A 13355-nucleotide genomic window follows, 5' to 3' on the forward strand; every position below is an offset into this window, starting at 1 on the left:
GTCTGCGACGCCAGGACCTCCCTCTTACACTATCCGGGCGAGCGCCGCAGGCGTGAGGAGTTAAGCCAAAGATATATCTTCCTGTGAGCGATAGCGCCCCTTGATGCACTCGAATCTCGGGCGATAGCGTCCCTCGTGATAATCTGCCGGGTCGACCCTTCGCGCCGGAATCGCTTTCGATGGGATATCCGTACAGATAAAATCGCCGTTGTGGAACGCGGCCATGACCCCGCTCATTCCTTCGGCTACGCTGTTCATGATGACATTAGCAAAATAGATAGATGCATGCTTGTCGTACACTTCCGGCTCCCCGCTACGCAGCACATATGTGAGATCGATTGGCAGGAAGCGTACCTCGGGTATGCGTTCGCTCAACTGCTCGGCCAGAATCTCGGCGACATTGGCCTTCTTCTTATGCACAAAGGGATCGCTATGCTCATTGCTCTCATTTGCCCTGTCCAGTACGACTCCTTCAGATGCCAGGACAAGCGAGTAGTTCTTTGGATTGTGCTCCCTATCCCGTATTACGAGCCTGCTGAGCCGCTCAATATCGATAGGAACCTCCGGTATAACCAGCCGGTCAGCCCAGGTGACGACTGCCGTCTCAAGTGCGGTAAAGCCAGCATCACGTCCAAACAGGCGGAAGATCGCCGTCTGTCTATGTGAGCTCACAGTCGAACGCACACGGTTGATAAACTCAGCAGCCCGGCTAATAGCCGTTTGAAAGCCAATACTGTACTCCGTCCCGGGTACGTCGTTATCCATGGTCTTCGGAATTGCCCATACCGGAATACCAGCGGCGGCTAGCTTTGCGCCATAGCTCAAGGTTCCATCACCACCCAATACAATCAGGCCATCTAAACCCAGGTGATCCATGTTTGCGATGACTTCTTGCGTTAGATCCACACGCTCATGAGGCTGCTTCCCCTCACCGTATGACTTCAAGTGTTGTGGCAGGTTGGCTACCCGTGTCCCCAGTGGATTGTAGCGCGTCGAATGGAGGATGGTTCCTCCAAGACGATCAATATCGCGTGTGTTTAACCTGTTCAATGGCATGATATAGCCATTCTTCCAGGTTGCGCGATCGTCTTCACGAAAAATAATTTCTTCCCTGTCAAGGTCACGGTTCAGGAACGTAATCCCTTCCCAACCCGCACGAATCCCCACTACACGTATCCCCAGAGGTTCAGCACGATACACCAGCGCCTTGATTGCGACATTAAGCCCGGGCACATCCCCCCACCGGTCAACACCCCCAATGAACGAACAGGATTTTGCACGTGTCCTGGCATAGACGGTCCTCTCCCTTTTGTACAGTGGATTTCAATTTGCTCTTCGATCAGTTCCCCGTTGAAAGAAGGAAGAATTGTGAAAATTATACCATCCTTCTACCCCAGAAATTTGCTATTTTACACAAAAGTGTGCCAAAAAGGGGAGGTATGGATTGAAAATGTCTGGACTTGTGCAATGAGAGACGGTTTTGTATACTGCTTTTACTGATTGATTGCTTATTTGCTGAAGGGGGTGCTGCTTTGGCATATGTAAAAAAGTTTGAGAGCATCAAGGGGCTGAGTGGGGATGAGCGCGTGCGTGTCTTTCGTTCTGCCTTTGCCGAGAGCGAGGAGAAAGGCTTGATGGAGGTGGACGCATACGCTATCATCACGCGCGACTATGTAGTGGTGTGCGATACCTTGCTCTGCCCCGAGGATATGCAGGCTGTGCTAGGTGAGATACAGAGTGAGCTTGCGGGGCGGCAGCTCCTGGTCGTCAATAGCCATGCCGATTGGGATCACACCTGGGGCAATAATTATTTTCAGGGCCGCCATGCCGCGCCGATCATCGCTCATGCCTCCTGCCGTGAGCGTATGTTGACCAAAGAGGCACAGGAGGGCCTGGATGAGTATCAAAAACGCTTTGATTGCTTCCAGCATGTCGTACTGCGCCCGCCTAAGCTGACGTTCAACGATCAGTTGACTATTGAGGGCGGCGATCTGACCCTGCAACTCTTGCATACGCCGGGGCACCAGAGGGACCAGGTCTCGCTCTGGATACCTGAGCTACGCCTCTTGCTGGCCTTCGACGCGGCGGAGTTTCCTCTGCCCTCTCTGGAGAGCGCCCAGGCCGTGCCCCTTATGCTAAGCTCGCTTGAGCGCCTGAGCGCGTTGCAACCTGAGCGTGTTCTCTGTGGGCATGGCAAACGCAACAGCATTGCGACGCTGACCGGGAACCTCGCCTACTTCCGCGAAATTGAGCGGCGAGCGCGCCTGCTGCTCTCGCATTCGCCTCGCACATTCACTGAAGATGAGCTCAAAACCGCCTCGAACCTGCTGGGCTTCTCCTTTGAGGAGGCGATTGCGACCCTGGAGGAACCATGCGAGGATGACAAGTTCTATCGCTGGGTCCATGATCAGAATAGCCGCCATATCTTGCAATGGGTGAGCCAGCAACAATAGTAAGATTAGTAGTGGTAGACTTGTGGGCTGGTATGGCCGATGTGGGCGCTTAGCTGACAACTTGCCAGGGCCGTGTTCAGCGCGTATTAGATTGGGTGCTGGCTGTATTCGTCGATTTGCCAGGAGCCATTTGCGAGGCGCGTCATGGTACCCTGCCAATCATAGGTACGTGTACGGCTTACTTCGGTTGCTGTAATGATTACCTCGACGCGAAACTGGTTCGGGTTCGCGCCTGGCGCAACTTGCGTAAAGGCGATGGACTGCCTCTTCGTATTTGTGAAGCCATCTGTGAATTGTTGAAGGGATAGTTTCTGCTTCTTTTGGGGTCCTAACATCTGATAGGCCTGGTCAAACTGCCGCTGATTGATGTAATCATTGTATTGACTGAAGGCGTTCTTTGCATCGTCTACGGTTGGCGCGACTGGCGCCTGGACGTTTGTAACCGTGGTAGGCGTGGCGGTGGTTGGCGTTGTGGCTTGGATGGTGCTGTCTTGTTGATGCCCACTAAACGCATAGATGCCAATACCCACTACCAAGATCAAAGCTACGCTAAGCCAGAAGGCGTCCACGCTTTTGCGTTTGGGCGATGTGCGTTGCGCCGGTGGCCTGCTCCTGCCTGGCTCTCTCTGTTGGCCTCCAGGTGGCTTAGAGTTATGCGCTCGTGGAGGAACGGAGACTGGCGGCCGGCTGTTGCCTCTATTGCTGATAGGCTCGTTGCGGCGCGGCGCTGCTGGACGCAGTGGGAGATCTTGCATACCCCCTACCTCGCCATGCAGGTGATGTGGAGGTCTTACGGCCTGGTGCTTGTTGGAGGAGCGCTGGCCTGGGTAAGACGGTGGTGGCTCGTAGGTAGTAGCCGCTGGACGCGACAGGGGCTGGATGGCCCGGTGAAAGTCACGCGCTAATTCGCTGGCCCGCAGATACCGATCTCCTGGGCGCTTAGCCGCTGCTTTGCTCAGGACCTGGTCCACTGCTCTGGGAATCTTAAAATGGCGCTCATACAAGGAGGGGAGCGGTTTCCGCTCGTGTTGCTCCATCAGGTCAATCTCTCTCCCTTTGAAAGGGAGATCTCCACTCAGCATCTCATAAAGAATGATGCCCAGTGCATAGATGTCCACGCTGTAGTCGAATTCGCGCGTTCGAAACATCTCTGGTGCCATGTAGGCAGGTGTGCCCAGGACAATATCCGTGCCCGTCAGTGTGACCTGGTCATAAGGATTATTGCTGATGCGGATGCGCGAGATACCAAAATCCGCTAATACTGCCTGGTTATTTTCATCCAGCAGAATATTGCTTGGTTTGAGGTCACGATGAATAATGCCCTTGTCATGCGCATAATCGAGCGCCTCACAGATCTGTGCGAGATAGGTGCTGGTGCGCTCAAGCGAGAGAGAGCCTCGCGTTTTGAGAACTCCTTCCAGGCTGCTCTTCTCATACTGCATCACGATATAGGCTAAATCATCCTCTTCGCCATAATCATAAATGGGCACGATATGTGGATGCCTGAGCCTGGCAATGATGCGGGCTTCGCGGCGAAAGCGCTCTCGGAAGGTGGCAAAATCCTCGGCATTCTCGCGCCTGGGTGGTCGCAGTATCTTCACTGCCACAAAGCGCGGCTGTGTCGAGAGCCACTTGGCTAGGTAGATCACACTCATTCCACCCTGCCCCAGGCGCCTGGTCAACTGATAGTCGCCAAGAGTTCTCCCCAATAAATCGTCCTCTGTAATCATTGCACCCACCTTTACCGTAACAAAAGCTCTTTAAAAAATTAGCTAGAGAATAAGTGAGCCTTCTTTAAAGAGCATATGTCATTTTCTCCTCTATACACGGTTTCTCTTTGTGGTTAGTAGATGTGGAATTCTACCTCTCTCCTACTAAATAAGACGTAGAATGCGCCAGATTATCCAAAAGAAGTACTGTAGGACTATGAAATGTTGAGATAATGTAGATTATTTTAAGTCATTCTAAGCATCCATAAATTTTCTGATAATATCCTAATCCAACATTCATCTTCTCTTTATATTCACTTGCTATACTAAGACTGTCGAAAGCTTCTCGACGATACATAATTCACAATGGTAGGTGTGATTCAGAAAGGATACTGGTCATGAGTCAACAGGTATTTGTGCAAGAAGATTTCTTTATGTATATTCCTGCATTGGATGCTTTGAGGGAGCCTGCGCTCATGACTCGCCTGGGTGTGGATCACCAGTTGGAGCGAAACCAGCGCCCGCTTAATACCGAAGAGTGGGTCAAAATTCCGCTTGACGAGTCGCTCGTTGTGTATGCGCATATGTGGGATGAGGAGCAGTAGCATACGATCTGCTATTCTATTTGAGGTAATAGTGTGGGGAGCCATGGCAGCCGCAGGCTGCCATGGCTCCCCACACTATTACCTCTTTTCTTCTCACAGTCTCATACCTTCCGTAAGAGTGATATGATAGGAAATAGGGGGATTTTTCCTCTCAACGCACTCTAGCAAAAAGCTAAAAAGCTCTTCCCAGGTGGGATAAAAGTAGATTGGAAGGTATAGATATGAGCCAGATCGTCGTCACAAATGAGCGTATTGTGAATGCGAAACCCGCCGATGTGTATGCTATTCTTAGCGATTATAAGCGGCGCGAGCAGTTTCTACCCGAGAACTTCCAGGACTACCGGGTCGAGAAGGGGGGACAGGGCGAAGGGACGGTCGTGCAGTATCGCCTGCACGCGGCCAATCGCGAGCGCAACTACCGTATGAAGGTCGAAGAGGTCGTGAAAGGCAAGGTCCTGCGCGAGCGTGATTATGATTCCTCGTTTGTTACCACCTGGACCGTCTCGCCTGAGAGCGGTGGCACACAGACGCGTGTGGGGGTTGCCAGCGAGTGGAGCGGTAGCAGCGGTGTTGGCGGCTTCTTTGAGCGTACCTTTGCACCACTTGGCCTGCGCAATATCTATAGCGATGTCCTCGCTCGCTTGAACAGCCGTATCACGGGCGAGAACCTCCCCGCTGTGAATGCAAAGTCATATAAAAACCTTTACATTCTCCTGCTGGCTGTAGGCGTGGTCATTGGCTTTATCATCAGCCGCAAACGCGAGAAGTAAGATTCTATCGAGCAACAGAAGAGCCGTGGGACGAACGCGTTCGTCCCACGGCTCTTCTGTTGCTCGATAGAATGAATGAGATGATTTTATTGAGTAACTGCGCCTTCGGAGGCGGAGGTAACGAGTTTGGCGTACTTGGCGATAACGCCGGTTTTGTAGCGTGACTCGGGTGCCTGCCAGTTCTTAAAGCGCGCGGCGATCTCCTCATCGCTGAGGTCGAGAGCAAGCAGGTTGTTGTCCGCGTCGATGGTGATGATGTCGCCATTTTGCACGATAGCGATGGGACCGCCAACCTGGGCCTCGGGAGCGATGTGTCCGACGACCATACCGTGTGTGCCGCCCGAGAAGCGTCCATCGGTAATCAGGCCAACCGTCTCGCCATAGCCCTGGCCAACGAGGGCCGCGGTTACCGCGAGCATCTCGCGCATGCCGGGACCGCCCTTCGGACCTTCGTAGCGGATCACAACTACGTCGCCATGGGTGATTTTATGGTTCATGATGGCCTCAAAGGTCTCTTCCTCAGAGTTGAAGACTTTGGCGGGACCACGGTGGGTTGTGACCTTCAGACCGGCAATCTTACAGACCGCGCCCTCGGGAGCTAGGTTGCCCTTGAGGATGACCAGGGGACCACTGGGATGTAGTGGCTGCTCAAGCGGCATGACAATCTCCTGGCCCTGTGCCAGATCGGGGGCGCTCTCCAGATTCTCCGCCAGGGTCTTACCCGTCACTGTCAGCACGTCGCCATTGATGAAGCCAGTGTTCAGGAGGTATTTCAGGACGGCCTGTACGCCGCCGACTTTATCCAGGTCCGCCATGGCGAAGCGTCCGCCTGGCTTGAGGTCGGCGAGGTGAGGAACCTTCTTGCCGATGCGTGTAAAGTCGTCGATGGTCAGGGGAAGGTCCATCTGGCGCGCGATGGCGATCAGGTGGAGAACGGCGTTGGTTGAGCCACCCAGGGCCATGACTAGCGTGATCGCGTTCTCAAAGGCCGCCCTCGTCATGATCTGGCGTGGCGTCAACTGGCGCTCGATCAGGCGTACCACAGCCTGTCCCGCCTCGTAACAATCCATGGCCTTGCGCGCGGTGACGGCGGGCGCGGACGAGCTGCCGGGGAGAGACATACCCAGGGCCTCAATTGAGGAGGCCATGGTGTTGGCGGTATACATGCCGCCGCAGGAGCCAGCGCCGGGAATGGCGTTGCACTCGATCTCCTTCAATTCTTCGCGACTGATCTGCCCGGCGCTATATTTGCCGACCGCTTCGAAGACGCTCACGATATCGACATCATGCCCGCGACAGGTGCCGGGAAGGATGGTGCCACCATAGACAAAAATACTGGGAATGTCGAGACGCGCCAGGGCCATCAAACAGCCAGGCATATTCTTATCGCAGCCGCCAAGGGCGATAACGCCGTCAAAACGCTGCGCATTGCTCACAAGCTCGATAGAGTCGGCGATCACCTCGCGGCTGGGAAGCGAGTATTTCATGCCCTCGGTGCCCATGGAGATGCCATCGCTAACGGTAATGGTGCCGAAGATCTGGGGGGCGCCTCCGCCAACGCGTACGCCTTCCTTGACCTTCTCCGCCAGGCGATTGATATGTGAGTTGCAGGGCGTAATCTCGGCCCAGGTGCTGGCGATGCCGATCATTGGCTTCTGGAAGTCCTCATCGGTAAAACCGACCGCGCGCAGCATAGAGCGGTTGGGGGCGCGTATCTCGCCCTCAGTAATGGCCTTGCTGCGGCTATTGAGTTCCCTGGAGGTCGTATGCGTAGATTTCTCGGTCTCTGACATGCTGGCAACGCATCCTTTCATGTGGATCGGCTATGACTTGCTGACCAGGAGGATAGGGTGAAGAAATACTGCGTTGTATCCAGGCTGATAGAAAAGCAGGTAGACGTATCAGCAACTTTCCTCATAGGCTGTTTCACACCAGAAGGCCATCATTGGCACAAAGCAATCACTTTAACATTGTGATTGCCAGGTCAGCAAAAAGATATCCGACGGATATACAAACTGAAAAGTGCTTGGACGCGGGATCGCGCCCTCCTCTGGATTATTGCTGATTATTATACTCCATTTAGCAAAGTATTCAATGATGTCAAGATATTCTGGTGTATATGGACATGGGGCGTGGGCATTCGCCCACGCCCCATGTCCATATACACCAGAATATCTTAAGGGCTGTTATCCCCCTATAGGCTGCTGTTGGAGGGTCTCCTTGCGCAGGCGTTCCGACTCGGCCAGGCTGAGCAGGGTCTGGCGATAGTAGGCGGGGAAGGTGTTGCTGGTGAAGATGTGGAGCGCGCTACGGAAGCACCTGGAGGCCTGTTGCAGGTTATGCACACGGTCACCGCTCAGGCGCTGCTTATGCGTATAGCCCAGGCTGACGAGGGTCGAGGCGTATTCGACAAGGTAGACATCGGGGTGATAGGTGCGGAGCGCCTCTTCATAACAGACAATGGCGCAATGCAGGTTGCGGTCGTGTTGCTGCTCATCCTGCCAGGGAAGGGCCTGGAAGATAGCCGCCAGGCGGATATGGGTCGTGGCCCATTCCTCTGGTGTCTGGCTGGGAGAGAAGATGTGCAAGGCCTGGCGATAACAATTCTTAGCCTGGATGAGGTTCTCTGTGCGCTCGCCTGCCTGGCGTAGGTAGTAGCAGTCACCCCGATGCACATGGATAAGGGCAAGCGTTTCAGAGGGTGTATCAGAGGTAATGTGTTGAAGCGCCGTCTGTTGATACTCAAGGGCCTGCTCGATGTTCTGCGCGGGCTTCCCTTTGGGGCGTTTGAGCAAGGCCTTGCCAAGCAAGGTCTGGAGCTTGAGCCATTCCTCGGGATGCTCCTTCAGCGTGAAGGTGCGCTGGGCTACCTGGAACGCGGTCATGGCCTGCTCAAGCATTTTCTCCTGGCTACTGAAGCCATATTGCAGGTAAGAGGTTCCCAGGAGCAACTGAGTTTTGGCATGCTGGAGAGGGTAGCGCGCCGGGGTAAAGGTCTTGAGGGCCAGTTTATGCAGGACGATGGCGTCCTCAAGGGCTTTGACCTGGAGCTCCTGCGTGGCATATTGCGCGCCCGAGATGAGGAGCATTCCGATTTCGTTGCGCAAGGCCGCGCAGATCTCGGCGCGTGCCTTGGCGTCCGCCTCCGTACGCTTTAAAGCCTCCTGTAGGATCTCCGCCTGCCGCCTGCGCGTGCGTTCAGGCCGGTTGAGGAGAACCAGATAGCTGCGTTGCTCAAGGTAGACATGTAGCCAATCCGGGATATCAAGCACCAGGCCACCATAGTGATTCACATAGGCGTCGCGTACCGCCTGGCGTGTGCCACCGCGCCTGCGTACCTCCTGGAGCAGTTGCAGGTGAAATTCTAGCTGTTGCTTGAGCTCGGTATGCTCTTCTACATGAGCTCTAATCAGGCGTTCAAGCTCTTTGTCACTATGATCTTCGGCTAGAGGGAGGTGTCTTTCGAGGTAAAAACGCCCCTTATGCGTATCCTGCTGGTTGCAGTGGAGCCACTCAACAAGCTGCTGAAACAGATTGAAGCGAACAAGGTCATGTGAGTCGGTCATAATGCGATTCCCTCTTCTATCTACCAACGCGGCATCGCCATCATCTCTCTTTGTATGACACCGCCTATCCTCTTCTCTACGAACGTTTCCCCAAGGGAGAGCATGCGTAAACCGGGCTGACCATGGAATAGGGGCTTACCCTTCTTGCTGTTTGCATGAAGAGTACCTTGCTCTAGTATAACGTATAAAAGGTCATAATGGGAATATCTTGATACAAAAATTATGTGGAGAAGTTGAAGCGTGAGTTCGAAAAGAGCGATTATGGGATGCACCAATGAGTGTGTACTGGTTCATAGTTTGTCGCTGACACCTTCATTTATGATCTTCTATGGAAGAAAATGTAAACCCACTATGTGGCGCCTTTGAAGGCAAAAAGCGAATGGCTTTGAGGTAAGAATGAGTATTGAAACCGATCTTTGAAAGTATAGCGAATTCTTGACAATCATTGAGTAGCATAGTATGATTTGAGCATGAAACTCAGTGATTACGCGAAACAACAAGGGGTCCGCTATGAGACAGCCTGGCGTTGGTTCCGGGACGGGAAAATCCAGGGGCGGCGCGTAGGGGCTCACACGATTCTCATCGACGAGCCAACCAGGGTGTCAGTCCCCTCATCGAAGCCTCAAACCGTGGTCTACACGCGGGTGTCTTCCGCAGAAAACAAGACCAACCTGGACAGTCAAGCTGAGCGGTTGGTTGCCTACTGCGCTGCCCGTGGCTATCAAGTGGGCAAAGTTGTCAAGGAAATTGGCTCTGGCGTCAATGACAATCGGCCGAAGTTTCTGGCTCTCTTGGCCGATCCAAGTGTGGGCCGTATCGTCATTGAACACAAGGACCGGGGGACCCGCTTCGGGTTCCGTTACATCGAGACCCTGCTTCAAACCTATGGGCGTGAGATCGAGGTCGTCAATCAGGCCGACAATGGCACAGAAGACCTGCTCTCAGACCTCACCAGCATCGTGTACTCGTTCTGCGCCCGGCTCTATGGGCAACGGCGTGCCAAACGCAAAACAGAGCGTCTTGTGCAGGAATTGGAGGCCGACCGTGCACCTGGTTGAAAAGCACATCATTCTTCGGAGTGATCCACGCTATGCCACGCTTGACGCGGCCTGTTTTGCTTCCAAAAATCTCTACAATACGGCGCTGTATGAGATCCGTCAGGCCTTCATCTTTGAGGGAAAACACCTCAACTACAATGAAATGGATCGGCGGATGCAGTCGCATGAAGCGTACAAAGCACTGCCTGCGAAAGTGGCCCAACAGGTATTGCTGCTGCTCGAACGCAACTGGAAATCCTTCTTTGAAGCGCTCGATGCCTACAAGCGCGATCCCTCAAAATTTCGCCGACGCCCCCAATTCCCCAAATACAAGCACAAAACGACAGGCCGCAACGTACTCATCTACACGATGCAGGCCGTAAGCCGCAGCAAACGGACCCTTGGACGACACCTCATTCAGCCTTCGGGACTGGGCATTCAGATCAAAACCCAACAAGATCCCAAGGCGATCACTCAGGTCCGTGTGGTTCCCAAACACGGTTTTGTCGTCGTTGAGATCATTTATGAACAGGAGCCGAGCCGCTCCGCCGTCGATCCCGCGCTCATCGCTGGCATCGATCCTGGTCTGGAAAATCTGATCGCACTAACTTCAAATAAACCGGGTTTTGTCCCGGTCGTCGTTAACGGGCGCGGTCTGAAAAGTACGAATCAGTTCTACAACAAGCGGCGAGCAGAACTCCAACAAGCTCTTGGTCGTCCTGGAAACACGCGGCGCATGGAGCGCTTGACTCTCTGGCGCAATCGGCGGATTGAGCATGATCTGCACACCATCTCGCGTTTTGTGATTGATGTGCTGGTGGCTGAGGGGATCGGAACGCTCGTGATTGGTCGCAACGTGGGCTGGAAACAGGAGATCAACCTGGGGAAACGGACAAATCAGAACTTTGTTCAGGTGCCTCATGCCCAGTTCATCCAGATGCTCACCTACAAAGCTGAGCAAAAAGGCATCCAGGTGATCCTCACCGAAGAAAGCTACACCAGCAAGGCCAGTTTCCTGGATCGCGATCCTTTGCCGATCTACCAGCAAAGCCAGGAGCATGCGCCTGTTTTCAGCGGCAAACGGATCACACGGAGGCTCTATCGGGCATCCAATGGCCAACTCATTCACGCCGATTGCAACGGGTCCTATAACATCATCAGAAAAGCAGCTCCTGATGCCTTCGGGTCGGAGGGAGTAGAGGATGGGGAGCGCAGGGTTCATCTGCCGGTAGTCCATCCCGTGAGGCTGTCATTCCCTCACAAACCCGCTCGCGAGAAAATCCTGGCCTCTGTCAGGATTCGCTAGTCACGACGGAACTATGTTTAATCAGTTTGCGGATGCGGCAAAGGCTCTCATCAATAGTGCTGAAAAAGAGGCGCGGGCGCTGGGCTCTACTGAGTTGGAGCCAGATCATTTCTGGCTTGGTCTGCTGAGTGAGCGCGAAGGGCGTGCGGCTGAGATTTTGAGTCATTTGACGCTTGAACCCGCCAACCTCTATGCTAATCTGCATGCCCGCTTGACCCAGGAAGAAGGAGCGTCAACGGAGGGGAAATTTGGGTTGTCCGAGCGTAGCCGGATCGTTGTAGGGCGAACAGTACGTTTGAAGGATACGGCGCTTGGCGTCGTGATCAATCCAGAGCATTTCTTGCTGGCACTCTGGTATGAGGAGCAGAGCCAGGGGGTGAAGATGCTCCAGGAGGCAGGACTGACGCTTGAGAACATGCTGAAGCCGTTAGGACTCTCCGCTACTGACCTGGTCTCTCTCAGATTGGAGGCGCAGGAAGTGCCACCCGCGAAGCCTGATGAAGCTTCCAGGCGTCGTATGCGCAGGCTTAACCTGGCCCGGCGGTATTACATCCCTTTTGCCTGGTTGGGCTGGGTCATTCTTGTTTTTGTGCTGCTCCTGGTCTTTGTCGATTCACACATAGGCTCCATTGGATATGTGCTGCTGGCGCTCTTTACCTCTGAGCCATTTCTTTTTGCCCAGCCACGCCCCGAGTGGTTTCCCTGGCTTGCTCTGGGAATTGTCATGCTTGGCTACGGTCTCTGGTATTTATTGTGTCTGCCATTGCACTGGGTATATGCTACTGTGCTGCCTCGGTTGGTACGCAAGAAGGCATCGCGCTCGCTTCTCTCCTCCACGCTGCGCTGGTTGATGGCGTATAGCCTAAATCATGCTTTCCAGTTGGCGCAGTTTCTGCTTTCATTCGAGGTGGTCTACGCGCTCTTTATCCTGTTCCCATCCACCTGGTGGCTGATGAGTACGCTCTATTTCGCGCTCTTTTTCCTGGCGCGGGTCTATGTTCTGTCGCGATTTCCTATTACCCTCTTTACCAGATTGGTTCCGGTTCCAGAGGGGCCTTTGAATGAGCGGCTATCGGCGTTGCTCACGCGCACGGGAACGCGTGTCGCAGGCTTTTATGTAAAAGAGACGAAAGATGCCAAACCAGGGAGCACAACCCTGGCCGCCAATGCGCACCTGGTCCAATGGGGTCTGCAAAAGCGTATCATCCTTACCGACACATTCTATCAAAAGTTTCCTCTCGATGAGCAGGAGGTGATCCTGGCGCATGAACTGGGACACCTGGTTCACCAGGACATTCTGCGGCGTGTGGGTTGGAGAACGCTTTTTAGCGGCCTTACCTTGCTTGCCTGCCAGCAGATACTGTTCGTTACGTTTCCCGCAACCACGCGCCTGTACCTTTTCTTCTTGCAATTTGATGGGCAAAGTATGGCGAGAGTGGGACTCTGTTATGGCATTGGTGTTGGCTTTTTTGTGCTGCATCGCTGGCTACGGCGACGCCAGGAATATCGGGCAGACGAATAGGCTTTACAGACAACGCAGAATGTAGAGGCCTTTAAACGTTCGGAGCAGCGCCTGGCCCACTATCGTGTCTGGCCCATCAGTCACTCCCGACTCCAACGGTTAACCTCAACGCATCCTACCCCTGAATCCGAAAACAATGAGTATGAGCAATTAGTTATTTTGAAGCAAGAAGAAACATTTTAAAACAGAAAAGTGTATAGAAAAGTATGTAGAAATATATTGGAATTGTGGACTTAGAAGATACATAAAAGAGATAGCCTAATCGTCCTAATCAATAAGTCTTTACAGCTATTATATTGATTAAACGCTGCTTGTTGAATTAATATTAATTCGTACATTTACCAATATACTTGCTGTAATAATTTTTAAATAGATAGCGGCAAGGCG

10 protein-coding genes are annotated in these 13355 nt (G+C 53.4%); 6 read left to right on the forward strand and 4 right to left on the reverse strand.

Annotation, left to right across the window (positions count from 1 at the left end; all coding sequences use genetic code 11):
* Positions 1–60: 60 nt before the first annotated feature.
* Positions 61–1233, reverse strand: a complete 1173-nt coding sequence (locus JMJ04_RS13650) for a 6-phosphofructokinase (RefSeq protein WP_236038017.1) — start codon at positions 1231–1233, stop codon at positions 61–63.
* A 299-nt stretch (positions 1234–1532) separates the two neighbouring features.
* Here JMJ04_RS13650 and JMJ04_RS13655 point away from each other — a divergent pair, with 299 nt between their 5' ends.
* Positions 1533–2453, forward strand: a complete 921-nt coding sequence (locus JMJ04_RS13655; protein WP_201371021.1) for an MBL fold metallo-hydrolase — start codon at positions 1533–1535, stop codon at positions 2451–2453.
* An 86-nt stretch (positions 2454–2539) separates the two neighbouring features.
* Here the strand turns inward: JMJ04_RS13655 and JMJ04_RS13660 are convergent, their stop codons facing one another.
* Entirely contained in the window at positions 2540–4183 is a 1644-nt protein-coding gene (locus JMJ04_RS13660) for a serine/threonine protein kinase (RefSeq protein ID WP_201371022.1), read from the reverse strand.
* 377 nt (positions 4184–4560) lie between these two features.
* On the opposite strand from JMJ04_RS13660, the gene JMJ04_RS13665 reads away from it, so the two are divergent.
* Together JMJ04_RS13665 and JMJ04_RS13670 are read left to right on the forward strand one after the other, a co-directional pair.
* Positions 4561–4767 (forward strand): hypothetical protein, encoded by a 207-nt coding sequence (locus tag JMJ04_RS13665; RefSeq protein ID WP_201371023.1) that lies wholly within the window; start codon positions 4561–4563, stop codon positions 4765–4767.
* A 221-nt stretch (positions 4768–4988) separates the two neighbouring features.
* Positions 4989–5537, forward strand: coding sequence for an SRPBCC family protein (locus JMJ04_RS13670; protein ID WP_201371024.1), 549 nt, complete (start codon positions 4989–4991; stop codon positions 5535–5537).
* Between the two features lie 86 nt (positions 5538–5623).
* Here the strand turns inward: JMJ04_RS13670 and ilvD are convergent, their stop codons facing one another.
* Together ilvD and JMJ04_RS13680 are read right to left on the reverse strand one after the other, a co-directional pair.
* Positions 5624–7330, reverse strand: a complete 1707-nt coding sequence (gene ilvD / locus JMJ04_RS13675; protein ID WP_201371025.1) for a dihydroxy-acid dehydratase — start codon at positions 7328–7330, stop codon at positions 5624–5626.
* A 393-nt stretch (positions 7331–7723) separates the two neighbouring features.
* Positions 7724–9103, reverse strand: a complete 1380-nt coding sequence (locus JMJ04_RS13680; protein ID WP_201371026.1) for a hypothetical protein — start codon at positions 9101–9103, stop codon at positions 7724–7726.
* A gap of 470 nt (positions 9104–9573) precedes the next feature.
* On the opposite strand from JMJ04_RS13680, the gene JMJ04_RS13685 reads away from it, so the two are divergent.
* From JMJ04_RS13685 to JMJ04_RS13695, 3 genes are read left to right on the forward strand one after another with little or no spacing between them, the layout of a single operon-like run.
* Positions 9574–10161 (forward strand): IS607 family transposase, encoded by a 588-nt coding sequence (locus tag JMJ04_RS13685; RefSeq protein ID WP_201370004.1) that lies wholly within the window; start codon positions 9574–9576, stop codon positions 10159–10161.
* Positions 10148–11446, forward strand: coding sequence for an RNA-guided endonuclease InsQ/TnpB family protein (locus JMJ04_RS13690; protein WP_201369097.1), 1299 nt, complete (start codon positions 10148–10150; stop codon positions 11444–11446). The genes JMJ04_RS13685 and JMJ04_RS13690 overlap by 14 nt, the downstream gene beginning before the upstream one ends.
* A 13-nt stretch (positions 11447–11459) precedes the next feature.
* Positions 11460–12968, forward strand: coding sequence for a Clp protease N-terminal domain-containing protein (locus tag JMJ04_RS13695; protein WP_201371027.1), 1509 nt, complete (start codon positions 11460–11462; stop codon positions 12966–12968).
* Positions 12969–13355 lie beyond the last annotated feature (387 nt).

Source organism: Ktedonobacter robiniae, from assembly GCF_016587375.1.
Taxonomy (GTDB): domain Bacteria; phylum Chloroflexota; class Ktedonobacteria; order Ktedonobacterales; family Ktedonobacteraceae; genus Ktedonobacter; species Ktedonobacter robiniae.